Consider the following 19,451-nt stretch of genomic DNA (forward strand, 5'->3'; position numbering starts at 1 on the left):
GCGCCGCGCTCACGAGTCGGAGCGGCGGTCGAGCAGGTCGTCGACGATGTGCTCGGCGATGGCCAGGGACGACGTGGCGGCCGGGGAGGGCGCGTTGCGCACGGCGACGACCGCGCCGGTGCGGGTGATGCGGAAGTCGTCGACCAGGCTGCCGTCGGGCTCGAGGGCCTGGGCGCGGATCCCCGCGTCGGCGGGCACCAGGTCGGCGGCCGTCAGCGCGGGCACGTAGCGCTGGGCGGCGCGGGTGAAGGCCCGCTTGCTCAGCGAGCCGTACATCTCCGTGACCCCGGTGCGCCAGTGCTGCCGGGCGAACCGGCGGAACCCGGCGTAGCGAGCGGTCTCGGCCAGCTCCCGCAGGTTGACGTCGCGACGGCGGTAGCCCTCCCGCGCCAGCGCCAGGACGGCGTTGGGACCGACCAGGACCTCGCCGTCGAACCGCGGGGTCAGGTGCACCCCGAGGAAGGGGTACCGCGGGTCGGGCACCGGGTACACGAGGCCGTTGACCAGCTCCCGCTTGCCGGGGACGAGGGCGAAGTACTCCCCGCGGAAGGGGACGATGCGCGGGGCCGCCCCGTCGCCGGCCAGCTGTGCCAGCCGGTCGACCTGCAGCCCGGCGCAGAGGACGACCTGGTCGACGACGAGCTCCTCGCCCGTGCTCCCGCGGACGACGACCTCCTCGCCGGGGCCGCCCGTGGTGTGCCGCAGGTCGGTGACGGCGAAGCCGGTGCGGATCGTCGCTCCCCGGGCGGTGGCGTCGGCGGCCAGCTGCCGGGTGATGCCCGCGTAGTCGACGATCGCGGTGCTGGGGGAGTGCAGGGCGCCGACGCCGGTGACGTTCGGCTCGAGCTCGGCCAGCTCGTCCCGGCCGATGATGCGGATGCCGGGGACCCCGTTGGCGCGGGCCCGGTCGGCGATCGCGCCGAGCCGGTGCTGCTCGGCGTCGTCGAGGGCGACGAGCACCTTGCCGATCTCGTCGTAGCCCAGGTCGTGCTCGGCGCAGAACTCCTTGAGCAGCGCCACGCCGCGGCGGCAGAGGACCGCCTTGAGGGACCCGGGTTCGTAGTAGAGGCCGGCGTGCACGACGCCGCTGTTGCGCCCGGTCTGGTGGGCCGCGAGGCGGTCCTCCTTCTCCAGGACGGTGACCTGCGCCTCCGGGCGCAGCTGGAGCAGCCGCCGGGCCACCGCCGTCCCGATGATGCCGCCGCCGACGACGGCGAAGCGAGCCGCGGACATGGATCCTCCGATCTGGGTCCACCCGGTGGGACCCGCCCTGAGCATCGCCCGAGGAACCGTTACGGTGACCTTGTGATGTCGATCACCGAGTGTTCCAGCCCGTCGCAGGGCGCGTCCGCGCGGGGTGCCCGGCGATGACCTCCCTGCAGGGGGTCCTGCCCATCACCCTCACCCCGTTCACCGACGACGGTGCGGTCGACGAGGGGAGCATCGACACCCTGGTCGAGGACTACCTCGGCGCCGGGGCCCACGGCCTGACCATCCTCGGGATCATGGGCGAGGCCGCCAAGCTCCTCGACGAGGAGCGGGAGCGGGTGCTCCGCCGCTACGTCGGGGCGACCGCCGGCCGGGTGCCGGTCGTCGCCGGGGTGTCGGCCCGCGCGACGCACATGGCGCTGGACTACGCGCGGCGGGCCGAGGACGCCGGTGCCGCGGCGGTCATGCTCGCACCCCCGGACGGCACGAAGAACCTCGACCTGGTGTTCGAGCACTTCCGCCGGGTGGCCGAGGCGGTCTCGGTGCCGGTGGTCGTGCAGGACGAGCCGGTGAACACCGGCGTCACCATGCCGGCCCCCTTCCTGGTGCGGCTGCTCGACGAGATCGAGGGGTGCCGGTACCTCAAGCTCGAGGAGACGCCGACGCTGCCGAAGATCACCGCGGTGCGGAAGGCGGTCACCTCGCCGGTGGGCATCTTCGGCGGCCTCGGCGGGGTGTACCTGTACGAGGAGCTGCTGCGCGGGGCCGACGGGATCATGACCGGTTTCGGCTTTCCGCAGGTCCTCGTGGGCACCTACGAGAAGTTCGTGGCCGGCGATCGTGCGGAGGCCCAGCAGTACTTCTTCCGGCACCTGCCGCTGATCCGCTACGAGGCCCAGCTGGGCGTCGGCGGGGTCACCATCCGCAAGCAGGTGTTCGCCCGGCGCGGCGCGATCAGCTCGCCGCACGCCCGCTTCCCGGCACCGCCGGTCGACGACGTGACCCTCGCCGAGCTCGACGACCTGATCGCGGCCGTCGGTCTCTGACCGGCGGCCACCCGAGAGACGGGACACCCCTGTGCGACTCACCTCCCTGCGGATCGACGGCGCCGAACCGGCGGCGCTGGTCCGGCCCTCCGGCGCCGTGCTCCTCACGGCCGTGAACGAGGCCCTGGGCACCACCTGGCCGGGCACGGTGCAGGAGCTGCTGGAGCAGGGCCAGGTGGAGCCGCTGCGCGAGTGGGTGGGCGGCGCCCCGGCGGGGCTGCTCGATGACCTGGCGATCCCGCAGGAGCAGCTGGCGTACGCGCCGCTCTACCGGAGGCCCCGCAAGATCTGGGGGATCGGGCTGAACTACGTCGAGCACGCTGCGGACCTGTCCGAGAAGGCCCCGTCGACGGAGCCGGCGTCGTTCATGAAGCCGGACACCGCGATCATCGGGCCCGGCGACGTGATCCGGATCCCGCCGCAGTCGCAGCGGACCACGGCCGAGGGGGAGCTCGGCGTCGTCATCGGCCGTGAGTGCAAGGACGTCGACGAGGCCGACGCGCCGGGCGTCGTCGCCGGGTTCACCACGATCGTCGACATGACCGCCGAGGACATCCTTGAGAAGAACCCGCGGTACCTGACCCGGTCGAAGAGCTTCGACACCTTCTTCAGCTTCGGCCCAGAGCTGGTCACCGTGGACGAGGTCGCCGACGTCGATGCGCTCGAGGTCGCCACGATCCACAACGGGCAGGTGCACCGCCGCAACGTCGTCTCCAACATGACGTTCCGGCCGTGGTGGCTGGTCGCCTTCCACTCGCGCGTCATGACCCTCCTGCCCGGCGACGTCATCTCGACCGGCACCCCCGGCGCCGTGCACATCCGGCCCGGCGACACCGCCGGCGTCTCGATCGCGGGCTTCCGCGACCTCTCGAACCCCGTGGAGTGAACCGATGGACCTGCAGCTGACCGGTCGTACCGCGCTCGTGACCGCGGCGAGCAAGGGGCTGGGGCGGGCGACCGCCACCCAGCTGGCCGCCGAGGGCGCTCGGGTGATGATCTCCAGCCGGGGCGAGGAGCAGCTGGCGCGCACCGCGGCCGAGATCGCCGAGGCCACCGGGGCGCAGGTCGAGCACTGCCCGGCCGACGTCGCGGACCCTGCCGACGTCGAGCGGCTGCTGGCCGAGACGCGGGACCGCCTCGGGGGCGTGGACGTGCTGGTCGCCAACGCCGGCGGCCCCCCGCCGGGCGGGTTCGACGCGGTCGACGACGCGAAGTGGTACCAGGCGCACGACCTGAACCTCATGAGCACGGTGCGGCTGATCCGCGGCGTGCTGCCGCACATGCGCGAGCAGAGCTGGGGCCGCATCGCCGTCGTCACGTCGTCGTCGATCAAGCAGCCGATCGAGAACCTGCTGCTGTCCAACACCTACCGGGTCGCCGTCGTGGGGCTGGCCAAGTCGTTGGCCATCGAATTCGCGGGTGAGGGCGTGCTGGTCAACACCGTCGGTCCGGGGCGCATCGCCACCGACCGGGTCGCCTCGCTGGACGCCGCCCGGGCGGAGAAGACCGGCCTCTCGGTCGAGGAGGTGCGGGCGCAGTCGGAGAGAACCATCCCGCTGGGCCGCTACGGGGAGGCGGAGGAGTTCGGCCGGGTGGCGGCGTTCCTCGTCTCCGGCGCGAACACCTACCTGACCGGGCAGAACCTGCTCGTCGACGGCGGCCTGGTCAAGGCCATCTGATGCGCATCGCCCGCTACGAGACCGCTCCCGGCGGCGCAGCCTCCTACGCCGTCGTCGAGGGCGACGGCGACGACGCCGTGCTGCACGCCCTCGAGGGGCTGCCCTACGACGGGGTGCGCCGGACCGGCGAGCAGCTGCGGCTGGCGGAGGTGCGGCTGCTCGCGCCGGTGGAGCCGAGCAAGGTCGTCGCGTTCGGGCGGAACTACGCCGAGCACGCGAAGGAGCTCGGCAACGAGGTCCCCGAGGTGCCGATCGTCTTCCTCAAGCCGTCGACCTCGGTCGTCGGCCCGGACGCCGAGGTCGAGTACCCGGCGCTCACCTCCGACCTGCACTACGAGGGCGAGCTCGCGGTCGTCATCGGCCGGCGCTGCAAAGCGGTCACGGCCGGGGAGGTCGCCGCCGTGGTGTTCGGCTACACGGTGGCCAACGACCTCACGATGCGCGACGTCCAGAAGCGCGAGGGGCAGTGGACCCGCGGCAAGGGCTTCGACGGTGCCTGCCCGCTGGGGCCGTGGGTGGAGACCGACGTCGACCCCTCCGCGCTGGCGCTGCGGTCCACCGTCAACGGCGAGGTCCGCCAGGACGGCACGACCGCGGACATGCTGCGCGACGTCGCCGAGTGCGTCTCGTGGGTGAGCCAGGCGATGACGCTGCTGCCCGGCGACGTGGTGCTGACCGGCACGCCGGCCGGGGTCGGGTCGCTGCAGCGGGGGGACGACATCGCGGTGACCATCGAGGGCATCGGCACCCTGGCCACCCGCATCACCGGCTGACCCGAGCGCTCAACGGGAGGTGGGGAGCCCCCGCCCCGCGGGTCGAGCCGCTTCGCGCGACGTCGAGCCGCGTCCGCACGCGGCTCGACGGTGGATGGAGCGGCTCGACGTGACCCGGGGCCGACCGGGATGCGGGGAGTTCGACCCGCCGCCAGTTGACCCGGTCGCTCAGCGGGTCGTGGCCAGCCCCAGGGACTGCGCCCACAGCCGGGTGAGCGTCTCCACCAGGCGCTCCTCCTCGAAGTCCCCCCCGAGCACCAGCCAGTAGTGCACCAGGCCGTTGACCATGGCGACGAGGGCGTGGGCGCTGTACTCCGCGTCCAGGTCGGCGGTGACGAGGCCGTCGGCCTGGTAGCGCTCGATGCTGTGCCGGACCCGGCCGACCATCCGCTCGCGGGCCGCCTGCCGCACCGCGCGCACCTCGGGGTCGAAGGTGGTGACCTGCTCGAACAGCGCCATGAGCGCGGTGTTCTCCCGGTACATCGCGACGAACCGGCGGTTGGCCCGTTCGATGGCGGCGACGGGGTCCGCGGGGCGGTCGCGGATGCCGCCGTCGGCCGCGCCGCTGCCGGCCTTCGCCCCGCTGCCGAGGGAGGCGTAGAGGTCGTCCATGGTGGCGGCGACCAGGGCCCGGAACACGTCGGTCTTGGACCGGAAGTAGGTGTAGAAGCTGCCGTGCGCGACGCCGGCCGCGGCGGAGATGTCGGTGACGCGGGCGTCGAGGAAGCCGTCCCGCTCGAAGACCTGGCGGGCGGCGGCGAGCAGCCGGACGCGCATGGCGCGGCCGCGCTCGGTGGCCGGCGCCGCCGGGGTCGCGCCGGGGGAGGCCGGGATCGCGTCCGGCCCGGCGGAGCCGGGGTGCTGCACCAGGGGCCTCCCTCCCGCAACGCCCGGGGCGCTGTTGACACTGACGTCGGTGTCAACTTAGCTGGTCCTGCCCACCCCGTCGCCCGCCCGAAAGGCGGATCCCGTTGACCGGATCGCCGACAGACGCCCGCCCCGGTGGGTTCGGTGCCCTGCTGCGGCCGCGCGGGATCGCACTGCTGGGCATCTCCGGGCGCACCGAGAACCTCATGTCCCGGCCGCTGCGCTACCTGGTCGAGCACGGGTACACGGGTGCGCTGTACCCGGTGAACCCGAACTACGAGGAGCTGGTCGGGCAGAAGTGCTACGCCACGCTGGCCGACGTCCCCGGGCCGGTGGACCTGGTGCTCGTGCTGGTCGCCGCCGACCGGGTGGAGGACGCGATCCGGCAGGCGGCCGCGGTCGGCGCGTCGGCCGCCGTCGTCTACGCCTCCGGCTTCGCCGAGGTGGGGCCGGAGGGGGTGGCGCTGCAGCAGCGGCTGGCCGAGGTGGCGCGGGAGACCGGCGTGCGCGTGCTGGGCCCCAACTGCCAGGGCTTCCTCTACGCGCCCACCGGCGTGGTCGCCACCTTCACCGCGGCGGCCGACCGGCCGCTGACCTCCGACAGCGGCGTCGCCTACGTCGGGCAGAGCGGGGCGGTCGGCGGCTCGGTGCTCGACCTGGCCACCGACATGGGGCTGGGCCTGTCGTTCTGGGCGAGCACCGGCAACCAGGCCGACCTGGACCTGCTCGAGGTCTCGCGGGAGCTGCTGGAGGACCCGGCGATCCGGGTGCTCATGCTCTACGTCGAGGCCACCGACGACGGGCAGGCCTACGCCGCGCTCGCCCGCCGGGCGCGCGAGACGGGCCGGCACCTGGTGGTGCTCCGGTCGGGCCGCTCCAGCGCCGGGCGCCGGGCGGTGGCCAGCCACACCGGGTCCATGCTCGGAGACGACGTCGCCTTCGTGCTCACCTCCGAGGAGCACGGTGTGGTGCTCGTCCACGACATCGACGAGCTGCTCTCGGTGGCCGCGCTGCTCTCCACCGGCAAGCGCTCGGAGGGGCGGCGGGTCGCCGTCGTCACCACCTCCGGCGGGGCCGGCAGCCTCGCGGCCGACCAGTGCGAGGACCTCGGCCTGGAGATGCCCGAGCTCTCCGCCGACACCCAGGACCGGCTGCGCCCGCTGATCCCCGCGTTCGGCGCGCTGGCCAACCCGGTCGACGTCACCGCCCAACTGTTCAACCGGGGGGCGCACGCGTTCGGCGACGTCTGCCGGATCGTGGCCGACGACCCGTCGGTGGACGCGATCGCCGTCTTCGTGACGATGGTGGTCGGCGACGCCGGGGCCCGGCTGGCCGAGGACCTGGTGCTCACCGCCGCGAAGCTGCCGGTGCCGCTGCTCGTGGGATGGATCGCCGGTCAGGAGCTGACCACCGAGGGGCGGCGCGTGCTGCGCGACGCGGGCATCCCGGTCTTCGGCTCGGTCGGCGGGGTGGTCCGCGCCGCGGCGCGCATGGCGCCGCCGGCGCACCGCGGGGCGGCGCCGGCCCTGCCGCCCGCCCCCGAGGTGCCCGTCGCCCGGGTCCGCGAGCTGCTGGACGCCGACGTCGTCGACGGGCCCGAGCTGCTGCGCGCCATCGGCATCCCGCAGCCCGCCGCCACGCTGGTGACGACGCCGGAGGCGGCCCGCGAGGCGGTCGCCGCGCTGCCCGGCCCCGGCGTGCTCAAGCTGGCCGCCGGCGACCTGGCGCACAAGAGCGAGGTCGGCGGCGTGCGCGTCGGCGTGGCCGTCGAGGAGGCCGCCGTCGTCTTCACCGAGCTGGTCGAGGCCGCCCGCCGGCACCATGTCCCGGACGTCGAGGGCGTGCAGGTGCAGGAGCTCATCCCGCCCGGCACCGAGCTGATCCTCGCCGCGACCGCCGGCCGCGACGGCTTCCCCCCGGTGGTCACCGTCGGTCTCGGCGGGATCACCACCGAGCTCTACCGCGACATCGCCTCGGGCCTGGCGCCGGTGACCCCGGAGCACGCCTGGTCGATGCTGCGCGGCCTGCGCGCCTGGCCGCTGCTCGCCGGTTTCCGGGGTGCGCCGCCGGCCGACGTCGCCGCCGCCGTCGACGCGGTGGTGCGCCTGTCGCAGGCCGCGGTGGCCGGGGGTGACAGGCTGGCCGAGTTCGAGGTCAACCCCCTGATCGTCGGGGCGCAGGGCGGCGGGGCCACCGCCGTCGACGTGCTGGTGCGCACCACCGGCCACCGTGCCCCGCTCGGCGAGTAGCACCACTCACACAGAGAGGCAGGACCCCCGCGTGGGACAGGTACACCTGGAGAAGCAGGGCGGCATCGCCGTCCTCACCATCGACAACGTCGAGGTGAAGAACGGCCTGACGCCCGAGATGGGCATGCAGCTGTCGGAGCTGTGCGACGAGGTGGACCGCGACCCCGCCATCGGTGCCGCGGTCGTGCGCGGCAAGGACGGCATGTTCTGCTCGGGCGCCGACCGCCGCCGCTGGACGGCCGGCTCCGACCAGGCAGAGGACAAGACCTACAAGGAGCTGGGCGCGGTCTACCAGGCGTTCCGCCGGGTGGGCCTGCTGCAGGTGCCCACGATCGCCGCCGTCCGCGGTGCCGCCGTGGGCGCAGGCATCAACCTGGCCCTCTCCACCGACCTGCGGATCGTCTCCGAGTCCGCGCGGCTGCTGGCCGGCTTCCTCCGCATCGGCCTGCACCCGGGCGGTGGCTACTTCACCATCAGCTCCCGCACCGCGGGCCGCGAGGCGACGGCGGCCATGGGGCTGTTCAGCGAGGAGATCGACGGGGTCCGCGCCGCGGAGATCGGGATGGCGTGGAAGGCGGTGCCCGACGAGCAGGTCGAGGACCTCGCGATGGAGCTCGCCGGCCGCGCCGCCAAGGACCCGGAGCTCGCCCGCGAGGCGGCGCGCTCGTTCCGCACCGAGTCCGGCCCGCCCGGGATCGGCTGGGAGGCCGCCCTGCACTTCGAGCGGGCCACGCAGATGTGGTCCCAGCGGCGGCGCGAGACCGCCTGAGCACGCCCCGCCGGGCCGCCGCACCACCGGCGGCCCGGCGGGCAACCCCTGACCGGAGGAGACCGGCCATGCAGTTCGGCGCCACCACCCTCACCCCCGCCGAGGAGTCGCTGCGCGCCGAGGTGCGCGACTTCCTGGCCGCGGAGCTCCCCGAGGACCACCGGCCGGCGCTCGGCTTCGCCGGCCGCTACGATCCGGACTTCTCCCGGAAGCTCGCCGCCCGCGGGTGGGTGGGCATGGCGATCCCGCCCGAGTACGGCGGGCACGGCCGCAGCGCGGTGGAGCGCTTCGTCGTCGCCGAGGAGCTCCTGGCCGCCGGCGCCCCGATCGGGGCGCACTTCGTGGCCGACCGCCAGACCGGCCCGGCGCTGCTGCACTTCGGCACCGAGGAGCAGCGCCGCCGCTTCCTGCCGGGCATCGCGGCGGGAGAGATCTACTTCTCGCTCGGGATGAGCGAACCCGATTCCGGCTCCGACCTCGCCTCGGTGCGCACCCGGGCGACCAGGGTCGACGGCGGCTGGACCGTGACCGGCACCAAGGTGTGGACCAGCGAGGCGCACCGCAACCACTTCTTCGCCGTGCTGTGCCGCACCTCCCCGATGGAGGAGGGCCGGAAGCACGCCGGGCTGTCGCAGCTCATCGTCGACCTGCACGCCGACGGCGTGCGGGTCTCGCCGATCCCGTACCTCGACGGATCGCACCACTTCAACGAGGTCGCCCTCGAGGACGTCTTCGTCCCCGACGACATGGTCCTCGGCGAGATCGGCTCGGGCTGGCAGCAGGTCACCAGCGAGCTGGCCTACGAGCGCAGCGGGCCCGACCGGTGGCTCTCGACGTTCCCGGTGCTGCGGGAGTTCGTGCGGGAGGGGGCCGGCAAGGCGGTCGCCGACGACGAGGCGACGGTCATCGGGCGGCTGGCCGCCCGGGCCTGGGCGATCCGGGCGCTGTCGCTGTCGGTGGCTCGCGCCCTGGACGCCGGGGCGGTGCCGGTCATCGAGGCGGCGCTGGTCAAGGAGGTCGGCACGCGGTTCGAGCAGGACCTGGTGGAGGCGCTGCGGGTCGCCGCCGAGACCGAGGTCGACCAGAGCACGGGCACGCTCTTCCAGCGGCTGCTGGCCGAGGCCGTGCTCACCTCGCCGTCCTACACGCTGCGCGGCGGCACCACCGAGATCCTGCGGTCCGTGGCCGCGAAGGGGCTGGCATGAGCGAGCACAGCACGATGCTGACCGAGGTGGCTGCGGGGCTGATGCGCGATCTCTGCACCCCGGAGGACGTCGTCGCGGCGGAGGCGACCGGGTGGAGCGACCGGCTCTGGTCGGCGCTGACCGAGGCGGGGTTCCCCTACGTGTCGGTGCCGGAGGAGGCCGGTGGCCCGGGCGGGGACGTCGCCGACGCGTGCGCGCTGCTCGCCGTGGCCGGACGGTTCGCCGCACCGGTGCCGCTGGCCGAGAGCGGGCTGCTGGCCGGCTGGGCGCTGGCCGCCGCGGGGCTGGAACTGCCGGAAGGCCCGCTGTCGGTGGCGGTGGGCCGGCCGGGTGACGCCGTCGAGCTCTCCGGCGGGCCGGGGCGGTGGCGGCTGACGGCGCGGGTGCAGCGGGTGCCCTGGGGTGGCCGGAGCACCCGGGTGGTGCTCCTGGCGTCCGTCGGCGGTGAGCGGCACGTCGTCTGCGCACCGACGGAGGCGGCGCGGGTGGAGCCGGGCCGCAACCTCGCGGCGGAGCCCCGCGACACCCTGGCCTGGGACGACGTGCCGCTCGGCGACGAGGCGGTCGCCGCGGCGCCGGCCGGTGTGGACCCCGACGCGCTGCGGCTGCGCGGGGCGCTGGGCCGGGCGGCGCTGATCTCGGGGGCGCTGGAGCGGGTGGGCGAGCTGACCGTCCGGTACACCGGTGAGCGGCAGCAGTTCGGCCGGCCGGTGGCCCGGTTCCAGGCGGTGCAGGCGCACCTGGTGACGATCGCGGAGGAGGCGGAGCTGGCCCGGCTGGCCGTCGAGGTGGCGGCGCGCAACGCGCGGCCGGAGCCCGGCTTCTTCGACGTGGCGGCGGCCGCTTCCGTGACCGGCGAGGCGGCGACCGTCGCGGCCCGCGCGGCGCACCAGGCGCACGGTGCCATCGGGATGACCAAGGAGTACGAGCTCGGCCAGCTCAGCCGGCGGTTGTGGTCGTGGCGGGACGAGTTCGGCAGCGAGCGGACGTGGGGCCGGGAGCTCGGGCGGCGGCTGGCCGACGCCGGCGCCGACGAGCTGTGGCCGACGATCTCGAGGGGGCTGGTGAGCGCATGAGCACCGACTGGGACGTCGCCGTCGTCGGCGCCGGCGTCGCCGGGCTGACCGCGGCACGGGTGGCCGCCGCGGCCGGGCTGCGGGTGGTGGCCTACGACCGGATGGCCCCGGGCGGGCAGCTGGTCAACCTGACCTCGGTGCACGACTACCCGCGGCCGGGGCAGGTCGTCGGGTCGACCGGGCTGATGTCGCGGCTGGTCGCCGAGGCGGAGGACGCCGGTGTGGTCATGGCCTTCGACGAGGTCACCCTGGTGCGGCCCGGCACCCCGGCGCGGCTGGAGACGAGCGGGGGTGCGGCGACCGCGGGCGCCGTGGTCGTGGCGACCGGGCTGGGCGCGGGGCGGCTGGGCCTGCCCGGGGAGGAGTTGCTCGTCGGCCGCGGGATCTCCACCTGCGCCGGGTGCGACGGCCCCCTTTTCCGGGGCCGCCCGGTGGTCGTGGTGGGCGACGACGGGTGGACCGCCGAGGAGGCGCTGGAGCTGGCCGAGGTCGCGTCCGCGGTCACCGTGCTCGTGCCGGGGGAGCCGCGGTGGGACGCCGACCGCGCGCGCCGGCTGGCCGCCGCGGACGGGGTCGAGGTGCTGACCGGCGCGAGCGTGACCGCCCTGCGGGGTGAGGGCCTGCTCGCGGGCGTCGTCGTCGCCACGCCCGGTGGGGAGCGCGAGCTGGCCGCGGACGGGCTCTTCCCGTACGTGGGACGCCGGGGCCCGGGCGGGCTGGTCGAGTCGGTGCCTGCCGACGGCGCCGGGCGGTTGCTCGCCGACGGGGTGCGCACGGGAGCCGGCACGGTGGTGGTGGCGGGTGACGCGCGGTCGGGTGCGGCGCAGTCGGTGGCGGCCGCGGTCGAGGACGGGACCGCGGCGGGGGAGGCGGCGGTGGCCGCGCTCCGGGCGGCGGCCGGGCCGGGGCTGCAGATCGTCGACCCGACCTACGGCGTGCCGGCGGACGAGGCCGAGGGCGTCGTCCCGGTGGGCGGCGGCGCGGACTGGACCGAGGTGGCGCTGTTCTCCAACTCCAAGCCGAACGCCACCGAGCTGCTCCGCGGGGTGGGTGGCCGGCTGCAGGAGCACTGGCGGCTGCCCGAGCTCGGGTTCGCCAGCAAGCCCAACGCCTCCGCCGCGGCCGACAAGGACCTCATCGACTGGCTGTCGCAGCGCTACAAGATGGTGCTGGTGGCGGTCGGTGACTAGGGCTCGTGCTCGTCGTGGAGTCTCCACGACTCGGTGGAACTGGAGAAGCGTGGCGTCGTGGCACCGCTGCTGGTGACCTCGACGTTCCTGCCGCTGGTCGAGGCGCAGGCCAAGGCCCGGCGCGTGACGCCGCGGGTGATCGTGGTGCCGCACCCCGTCGGCGGGCTCAACGAGCAGGAGCTCGCGGAGCGGATCGAGGCCGCGGCCGGTGCGCTGCTGCCGCTGGCCGACGAGGCTCGGGGGAGCGCATGACCGAGGTGATCGAGCTCCCCGGGGTGACCGAGGAGAGCTGGCACGAGGTCGCGTGGGAACGCGGCTGGGGGGACGGGCTGCCGACGGTGCCGCCGACCCCGCAGCGGGTCGCGGCGGCGCTGGAGGCGCTGGAAGGCATCGACCTGGAGCTCGGGCCGGTGCCGCCGTCGGGGCTCGTGCCGACGCGGGAGAGCTTCGCGGCGAACGCGGTGATGGCCGGCTGCCGGCCGGCCGACCTGCCGGTGGTGCTCGCCGCCGTCCGCGCGCTGCTCGCGCCGGAGTACAACCTGCACGGCGTGCTGGCCACGACCCACCCGTGCGCGCCGCTGGTGATCGTGAACGGTCCGGTGCGGACGCTTCTGGGGGTCAACGGCGGCACCAACTGCTTCGGCCAGGGCACCCGGGCCAATGCGGTGATCGGCCGGGCGGTGCAGCTGGTGACGACGCACGTCGGCGGGGCGCGACCCGGCTCGATGGACCGGTCGACGCAGGGCGGGCCGGCGAAGTACACGTGGTGCTTCGGCGAGAACGAGGAGGAGAGCCCGTTCGAGCCGTTCTCGGTGCGCCGCGGGTTCGCGCCGGGGGAGTCGACGGTGACGGTGGCGGCGTGCGAGGGGCCGCACAACATCAACGACCACGGCAGCACGACCGGTGAGGGCCTGCTGATGACGATCGCCGGCACGATGGCGCAGACGGGGTCGAACAACCTCTACGTGAAGGGGCCGCACTTCCTGGTGCTGGGCCCGGAGCACGCGGCGACCCTGCACCGCGACGGGTGGACGGCGGAGTCGCTGCGCGAGCGGTTGTGGGAGCAGGCGCGGGTGCCGGTGTCCAAGGTGTCGGAGGAGAACCAGCGGCAGTTCGAGGACTGGGGCGTGGAGCCCGAGGGGGACTTCTACCCGGTCAGCACCGGCCCGGAGATGCTGCACATCCTGGTCGCGGGCGGTGCGGGCAAGCACTCGGCGTGGATCCCCTCGTTCGGCGCGACGGCGGCGGTCACGCGCGCGGTGCCGGAGCGGCCGTGAGACCGGATTCCGCGGGCCCGTGGTGAACGCGGCGGACCTGCCGCTGGTCGGGGCCGATGCCGACCCCGGGGCGGTGCTGGCCGACCTGCTGGCCGCGGGGCACGGGGACGGGCTGCCGGTGGTGCCGCCGACCGCGGCTCGGCTCGGGGCGATGCTGGACGGCGTCACGGCGCCCGACGAGGAGCTCGGGCTGGTGCCGCCGCTGTTCGGCCCGCTGACCGTGGGCTCGGTGGCCTGGTACGCGGTGCTCGCGGGGTGCCGGCCCGGGGAGCTGCCGGTGGTGGTGGCCGCGTGCCGCGCGGCGCTCGAGGAGCCGTTCAACCTGCTGGGGCTGTCGACGACGACGGGGGCGCCGGCGGTCGCGGTGCTGGTGCACGGGCCGGTGGCGAGGCGGCTCGGCATGACGTCGGGTGCCGGCGGGCTGGGGACCGGGAACCGGGCGAACGCCTGCATCGGGCGGGCGGTGTCGATGGCGCTGGCGGGCATCGGGGGAGCGACGGCCGGGCTGACTGACATGGCGACGATCGGGCAGCCGGCGAAGTACACGTGCTGCACCGCCGAGGCGGCGCGCCCGCTGCCGTCGCTGGCGCAGCGCCGGGGCCTCGGGGTGGACGTCGACGCGGTGACGGTCATCGGCGTCGGGAGCGTGGTCGAGGCGCTGCCCGGGGAGGGCTATCGGGAGCCGCCGTCCGTGCTGGGGCCGGCCGCGGCGGCGATGGCCGGGGTCGCGCTGGCGTCGGGCGACCCGCGGCGTGCCGCGCTGGGGGAGCAGTTCCTGCTGCTGCCGCCGGAGCCGGCCGAGCTGCTGGCGGTGCACGGGTGGGGGTACGCGCGGATCGCGCAGTTCCTCTTCGAGCAGGCCAGCGCGCTGTTGCAGGGCTCGGCACCGGTGCTCGCCTTCCACGCGGGGCTGGCGCGGTACTCGGCCGGGGACCTGCGCGTGGCGGCCTCGCCGTCCGATGTGCACGTCGTCGTCACCGGGGGTGCCGGGGTGAAGATGCTGCTCCTGCCGACGTGGCCGGGCGGCTCCCGGTCGGTGACGGCGCCGGTGCGTGCCCTGGTGCGGCGCTGACCGTCGCCGATCAGACCGTCTCGGGCACCCGCAGCTCGGCCACGACGAGGTCGAAGGTGGCGACCTCGACGACCTGCGCGCCGGTCCGGCGGCTGAACGCCTGGCGCAGTTCGGTGGCGTGCTCGATCGCCGCCTGCATGGCGTCGCGCGAGTCGTAGGTGACGGCGGTGACGGCGCGGCCGGTCTCGGGCTGGACCAGCACGCTCACCGAGCAGAAACCGGGGATGTCCTCCAGGCGCGGCACCATGCTCATGCCGAAGGCCTCGGTCATCCCGTCGAGCCGCTCGGGCCTGCCCTCGGTCCAGGTGACGCGGGCGCAGGCGCTCTCGGGCGCGGGGTGCATGCGGTGCAGGACGCCGATCGTCCACTCGTCGATCACGGCCGGGCCGCCGAGGATGTCGCTGGCCCGGGCCCGCATGGCCTTCACCTGCGGGGCGCTCTGGCGGAGAGCGGTGGTGTCCTCCCAGGCGCTGGTGACGATGCAGCGGCCGGAGTGCCGGTCGGCGAGCATCGACAGGCCGATGAAGCCGTCCATGCCCATGACGGCGGGGAGGACGCGGGTGCGGATGTAGACGATGCCCCGCTCGACCTGGGCGGGGTTCCCGGCGATGGTGGTGGAACGCGCGTACATGCGACGGCTCCTCTGGTGAGCGGGCGGCGTCGAAGGGCGATGCGGCGGTGTCCACTGTCCTCGCACGAGCACGCCTTGGGAACGGATCCGGACGCGTGGGTCCCGTCGGTCAGTGGCGCTGCGGGTCGGGTGGTGCTTGCTCGTCGAGCCAGGGTGGGTCGGGTTCGGGGTCGTGGCTCCAGCCGGGTGGGCGGGTGCTGCGGGAGACGCCGCTGGGTGTGCGGACGGTGAGGCGACCGTCCCTGTGCAGGTGGAAGCGCCAGCCGCGGGCGAAGGTCTTGATGCGGTGATGGCGGCGGCACAGGCAGCAGAGGTTCCAGCAGTCGGTGGGGCCGCCGTCGGCGTGGGGGGTGCCGTGGTCGATGTCGCAGCGTCCGGCGCGTCGTCGGCAGCCGGGCATGCGGCAGTGCCGGTCGCGGACGTGCAGGAAGCGGCGTTGCGCGGCGGTCGGTGCGTAGGCGGTTGTCGGTGCCGGCGGCCCCAGCCCTGAGCCGGGTTCTCGGTCACCGCGCGAGGGGGTCCTGGCGGTTCTTCCGCGGCGGGTGGGGCGGCGGTGACCGGCGGCCCGGCGGAGCTGGCTGCGGGTGGCGACGGCGACGAGCCGCCCGTCGGCCGGGTTCCCGATGGCCACCTGAACGCACCCGCCAGCCGGTGCAGCACCGACGCCGAGCATGTCCAGTTCGTGCAGGATCTCCCGGCATTGCGCGGCGGTGACGACCTCGCCGGCGACCTCTGCGGCCGGCTGGCTGCTGCCGTCGTCGTCGGGGTCGTGCAGCGAGGGCAGCGGTGCGTGGATGGTCAGGACGGCGGTGACCGGAGGCCGGGTGTCGTCCCAGGGGCGCAGGATCAGGTCGGCGGCGACGGCGGCGCGCAGCACGCCGATGGGGCGGGAGTCGCCGTCGGCACGCAGCAGCTGGGCGTACTGGTCGATGGCGTCGGCGCAGGCGGCGGCGACGTGGACCGAGAGGTCGGCGACGAGCTGGCTCATCCCGTCGCCGGTGCGCCGGGTGGTGACGTCGGCCCGCTGGGCGGCCTGCTTGCGGCGCTGGTCCAGAGCGTCGGCGTCCAGGCGGGCCAGCGCCCGGCGCACGCGGGCGCGCAGCTGGGCGACGGTGAGCCGGCCGGCGTCGGGCAGGACGCGGCGTTCCACCTCGGCGATGACGTCCGGCGTGGCCGTGGACAGGAGGTCGACCAGGGCGCGCATCTTGCGCACGTCGATGCGGCCGGCGTAGAGGGCGTCCCAGGTGCCCGTCAGCCGGGTGGTGAGCAGGATCGATTCGACGGCGAGGGCTTCGGCCTCGACCTCGGAGCAGTTGCGGATCTGCGCGAGCTCGGACACGAAGGTCTCGCTGACCTGGGCCAGCACCTCGGATCGGCGGAGCCGGCTGTCCAGCCCCGGACCGCCCAGCGGGCCGAAGTCGCGGTCGCGGTCGATGGAACGGCGCCGGGCGAGCGCGGCGATCGCCTCCGCCCGCTCGGCGGCGTGCCGGGCCTCGCGGGCGTCGGCGGCCCAGATGTCGGCGACCAGTTCCAGGTCGCTCAGCCCGGGGGCGTGCGTGTCGGGCACCCAGGGGATCGAGACGCCGTCTTCCGGCCCGCGGGGTGGTTCGCCCATGAACACACCTGCACCGTAGGGCCGACCACCGACAGTTTTCGCAGCTCAGCGCCTCGGCCCAAAGGGGGTGGAGAGAAGGCCGTCGTCCCACAGCACCGCAGCCGCCAGGCCTGCAGGCTGAGCACACCCCGACGGCTGACGTGTCAACGGTGTCCGCGGTCCCCGGCCCGGCGTTCTCGAGTGCCAGGTCTCCTGCCCGCGTCCGGTCGCCGTCAGCCCAGGTGGGTGCGGAACCAGTGGAGCTGGGCCGGAGCTGATACGGAGAACGAGTCGCCGACGTAGGCGTCGAAGTGCCCGACCGGCAGCACGACGAGCTCCTTGGGCTGCCTCGCGCGCTCGTAGTACTCGAGCGTCAGGTCGGCAACCGTGAGGTGGTCCTTCGCGGCGACGACCATCATCAGCGGCGTGGGAGAGATGTCGGCGATGTAGGCGCCCGGCTCGTACTCGACGAACATCTCGACCGACCGCAGGGTGACCTCGTTCCGCCAGGACGGTGCCCGCTCCTGGACCGGGCCGAAGAAGAAGTCGTGGGTGTCCTCGGTGGGGAGGGCGGCCATCTCGGCGGGGTCCTTCTCGTAGGCGACCTGGATCATCGCCGGGTCCTGACCCGCGTATCGGGCTGCCCGGTCCCCGTCGAATGCGGCGCGCAGCCCGGCGAAGGCGTCCGCACGGATCAGTCGGCGGGCGTTCTGCAGGCCGCTGACCAGCGGTACCTGCGAGACGACCGCCTTCACCCGGCGATCCAGCGCGGCGACGACGAGCACGTGCCCTCCGCTGTAGCTGGATCCCCAGACGCCGATCCGATCCGGGTCCGCCCACGGCTGGCCGCACGCCCAGGTGATCGCCGTCCGGTAGTCGCGCACCTGCTGCCAGGGGTCGATCTCGCCTCGCGGCGTGCCGTCGCTCGCGCCGAGGTTCCGGTTGTCGTACACCAGCACGCCCAGTCCGCCGGCGGCGAAGTGCTCGGCGAAGTCGTCGAGCAGGTGCTCCTTGACGGCGGAGAAGCCGTGGGCCATCACCACGAGCGGCGCCGGTCCGCCGACGCCGTCGGGGGAGTAGTGCCAGCCCCGCAGCGTCACGCCGTCCTCGGTCCGGAACTCCACGTCCTCGCGCATGTCTCCTCCTCGTGCGGCCGCCGTGGCCGCTCCCCCCCGACGGTCGCCGTTCCGCCCCCGGCGGTCCCGGCGATGCGTGCAGCCGGCCGGTCGTTCCGTGCAGACCTTGCGGGCGGTGGTCCCGGCGCGGTTGCATGCGGGCACGGCGGCGGGAGGACGACGGCGATGGCTCTTAGGGCGGTGTCGTGGAGCCCGGCCGGGGTGCCGGCGGCTGACCGGGTGGATGCCTGGCGGGAGGCGATCAGCTCCAGTCACCTGCCGTGGGCCCTGCAGCCAGGCCAGTCGGACGGACCCGCGCCGACCGAGAGCCTCATCGACTACCGCGTCGGCGACCTCTCCCTGGTCGACTGCTGGTGTGGCCCGTGCGCCGGGCACCGGGGCCCCACCGAGCGAGCGCGGACGGATACGGACACCGTCGGGGTGCTCTTCGTGCGGGCCGGAGAGGAACTCGTCGAGATCGGCGACGAGCGCCTGGTCGTGCGCCCGGGCTCGGCGCTGGTGTGGCGCAGCAGCGAGGCTGTCCGGTTCGTGGTCCCGGGTCCGCTGCACAAGTGGACTCTGCTCCTGCCGGCGACCCGGGTGCCCGCGCTGGCCCGGCCGGGCGTACGGCTGATCGAGGCCAGTGGTGTCCGGCTCCTGGCCGGGCTGCTCGGCACGACGATGGAGTGGGCGAGCACCCTCGACGGCGCGATGGGCCTGCCGGTGGCCGACGCGGCCGTCGACCTCCTGACCGGCGCACTGCCGCGTGATGCAGCGCCTGCCGATCCCACAGCCGCCACCTGGGCCCGGGTGAGCGCCTACGTACGGCAGCACCTCTCCGACCCCGACCTGTCGCCTGCCCGGATGGCGGCGGCCGGGTTCGTCTCACTGCGGTCCCTGTACGCGCTCTTCGCGGCCCGGGACGACACGCCTGCGCGATACGTGCGCCGGCTCCGGTTGGCCGCAGCGCGGCGGGAACTGGAACGGGCCGGGACGCGGATGACCGTGGCAGAGGTGGCGCACGGGTGCGGCTTCCGTGACCAGACGACCTTCGGCCGGGCGTTCCGCGCCGAGTACGGCCGCAGTCCCGACGAGGTCCGACGGGCGGTCAGGTCCGGGGACTGACGTGGATTCGCGTCAGTCGTAGGGATTGGTCAGGACGGTCCGGGCCTGCAGGATGTCGAAGGTGACCGGGGGGCCGTCGGTGGTGGTGGTCCCCGGCACGTCGGCTGCGGCGCCGCCGTCGACGGTGAAGGTGGCGCCCCAGGTGACGGTGAGGTGGGCGGTGTAGGTGCCGGGGCGGTAGCTGTGCTCGATGGTGTGGTCGGGGTAAGGGGCGCCCGGCTCCGTGGTGGTGATCTGGCCGGCTGCGTCGCCGGTGTGCCAGGTGAACCGCTCGGCCGTGGCTTCGATGACGACGGTGAAGCCGCGGATGTCGACGGTGAAGGTCTGGGCGGTGGGGGAGTCGGTGTAGAAGATGACCGGCAACCCCGTCAGGCCATTCCCGGGCGGCTGGTGCCGGGTCGTCAGCTGCGGGAGCGGCAGTCGCTGGAAGTAGCGGAAGACCTCATCGGGCGACGGCGGCGGGTTCAACGCGGTGATGTCGATGCAGGCCCGCGTCCCGACGATCCAAGGACCTACTTGAGTGCCCACCGGCGCGCCACCGCTATCGAACCCGTCCACCGTCGTGGTGCCACCG

The 19,451-nt window shown here is 74.6% G+C and carries 17 protein-coding genes and 1 pseudogene; 12 read left to right on the forward strand and 6 right to left on the reverse strand.

Translation table 11 applies throughout. From position 1 onward, the window contains the following. Positions 1-9 precede the first annotated feature (9 nt). On the reverse strand, positions 10-1,233 hold the full coding sequence (lhgO, locus tag ACI792_RS16695; protein WP_456603578.1) for an L-2-hydroxyglutarate oxidase: 1,224 nt from the start codon (positions 1,231-1,233) through the stop codon (positions 10-12). 134 nt (positions 1,234-1,367) lie between these two features. Here lhgO and ACI792_RS16700 point away from each other — a divergent pair, with 134 nt between their 5' ends. Genes ACI792_RS16700 through ACI792_RS16715 form a run of 4 tightly spaced genes read left to right on the forward strand, consistent with a single transcriptional unit; the run spans position 1,368 to position 4,707 of the window. Next, positions 1,368-2,255: a dihydrodipicolinate synthase family protein gene (locus ACI792_RS16700; RefSeq protein WP_456603579.1), complete on the forward strand. Its 888-nt coding sequence runs from the start codon at positions 1,368-1,370 to the stop codon at positions 2,253-2,255. A gap of 31 nt (positions 2,256-2,286) precedes the next feature. After that, a complete protein-coding gene (locus ACI792_RS16705) occupies positions 2,287-3,141 on the forward strand; it encodes a fumarylacetoacetate hydrolase family protein (RefSeq protein ID WP_456603580.1) in 855 nt (284 codons plus the stop codon). Positions 3,142-3,145: 4 nt separating this feature from the next. Further along, positions 3,146-3,934 carry an SDR family oxidoreductase gene (locus tag ACI792_RS16710; RefSeq protein WP_456603581.1) on the forward strand — a complete coding sequence of 263 codons (789 nt, stop codon included), beginning with the start codon at positions 3,146-3,148 and terminating at the stop codon, positions 3,932-3,934. Then, positions 3,934-4,707, forward strand: coding sequence for a fumarylacetoacetate hydrolase family protein (locus ACI792_RS16715; RefSeq protein WP_456603582.1), 774 nt, complete (start codon positions 3,934-3,936; stop codon positions 4,705-4,707). The genes ACI792_RS16710 and ACI792_RS16715 overlap by 1 nt, the downstream gene beginning before the upstream one ends. Before the next feature lie 168 nt (positions 4,708-4,875). Here ACI792_RS16715 and ACI792_RS16720 read toward each other — a convergent pair whose 3' ends face one another. Beyond that, positions 4,876-5,574 carry a TetR/AcrR family transcriptional regulator gene (locus ACI792_RS16720; RefSeq protein ID WP_456603583.1) on the reverse strand — a complete coding sequence of 233 codons (699 nt, stop codon included), beginning with the start codon at positions 5,572-5,574 and terminating at the stop codon, positions 4,876-4,878. Between the two features lie 104 nt (positions 5,575-5,678). On the opposite strand from ACI792_RS16720, the gene ACI792_RS16725 reads away from it, so the two are divergent. From ACI792_RS16725 to ACI792_RS16755, 7 genes and pseudogenes are all read left to right on the forward strand, one after another. Continuing rightward, complete coding sequence (locus tag ACI792_RS16725; protein ID WP_456603584.1) at positions 5,679-7,823, forward strand: acetate--CoA ligase family protein; 2,145 nt, start codon at positions 5,679-5,681, stop codon at positions 7,821-7,823. Positions 7,824-7,854: 31 nt separating this feature from the next. After that, positions 7,855-8,592: an enoyl-CoA hydratase/isomerase family protein gene (locus ACI792_RS16730; protein ID WP_456579903.1), complete on the forward strand. Its 738-nt coding sequence runs from the start codon at positions 7,855-7,857 to the stop codon at positions 8,590-8,592. A gap of 68 nt (positions 8,593-8,660) precedes the next feature. Further along, a complete protein-coding gene (locus ACI792_RS16735; RefSeq protein ID WP_456603585.1) occupies positions 8,661-9,797 on the forward strand; it encodes an acyl-CoA dehydrogenase family protein in 1,137 nt (378 codons plus the stop codon). Beyond that, positions 9,794-10,873: an acyl-CoA dehydrogenase family protein gene (locus ACI792_RS16740; protein ID WP_456603586.1), complete on the forward strand. Its 1,080-nt coding sequence runs from the start codon at positions 9,794-9,796 to the stop codon at positions 10,871-10,873. Before ACI792_RS16735 ends, ACI792_RS16740 begins: the two co-directional genes overlap by 4 nt. Continuing rightward, a pseudogene (locus ACI792_RS16745) lies at positions 10,870-12,315 on the forward strand (UGSC family (seleno)protein). Before ACI792_RS16740 ends, ACI792_RS16745 begins: the two are co-directional and overlap by 4 nt. After that, on the forward strand, positions 12,312-13,340 hold the full coding sequence (locus tag ACI792_RS16750; protein ID WP_456603587.1) for a hypothetical protein: 1,029 nt from the start codon (positions 12,312-12,314) through the stop codon (positions 13,338-13,340). The pseudogene ACI792_RS16745 and the gene ACI792_RS16750 overlap by 4 nt, the downstream one beginning before the upstream one ends. Positions 13,341-13,359: 19 nt before the next feature. After that, complete coding sequence (locus tag ACI792_RS16755) at positions 13,360-14,412, forward strand: hypothetical protein (RefSeq protein WP_456603588.1); 1,053 nt, start codon at positions 13,360-13,362, stop codon at positions 14,410-14,412. A 10-nt stretch (positions 14,413-14,422) separates the two neighbouring features. On the opposite strand, the gene ACI792_RS16760 is transcribed toward ACI792_RS16755, so the two are convergent. The 3 genes from ACI792_RS16760 to ACI792_RS16770 all read right to left on the reverse strand — a co-directional run bounded on the left by ACI792_RS16760 (position 14,423) and on the right by ACI792_RS16770 (position 17,773). Further along, complete coding sequence (locus ACI792_RS16760) at positions 14,423-15,043, reverse strand: hypothetical protein (protein ID WP_456603589.1); 621 nt, start codon at positions 15,041-15,043, stop codon at positions 14,423-14,425. Between the two features lie 109 nt (positions 15,044-15,152). Continuing rightward, a complete protein-coding gene (locus ACI792_RS16765) occupies positions 15,153-16,658 on the reverse strand; it encodes a DUF222 domain-containing protein (RefSeq protein WP_456603590.1) in 1,506 nt (501 codons plus the stop codon). Positions 16,659-16,870: 212 nt separating this feature from the next. Further along, on the reverse strand, positions 16,871-17,773 hold the full coding sequence (locus tag ACI792_RS16770; protein WP_456603591.1) for an alpha/beta hydrolase: 903 nt from the start codon (positions 17,771-17,773) through the stop codon (positions 16,871-16,873). Between the two features lie 201 nt (positions 17,774-17,974). Between ACI792_RS16770 and ACI792_RS16775 the strand changes: the two genes are divergently transcribed. Beyond that, entirely contained in the window at positions 17,975-18,877 is a 903-nt protein-coding gene (locus tag ACI792_RS16775) for a helix-turn-helix domain-containing protein (RefSeq protein ID WP_456603592.1), read from the forward strand. A gap of 12 nt (positions 18,878-18,889) precedes the next feature. On the opposite strand, the gene ACI792_RS16780 is transcribed toward ACI792_RS16775, so the two are convergent. Next, a complete protein-coding gene (locus ACI792_RS16780; protein WP_456603593.1) occupies positions 18,890-19,435 on the reverse strand; it encodes a hypothetical protein in 546 nt (181 codons plus the stop codon). Positions 19,436-19,451 lie beyond the last annotated feature (16 nt).

Source organism: Blastococcus sp. SYSU DS0669 (genome assembly GCF_054050895.1).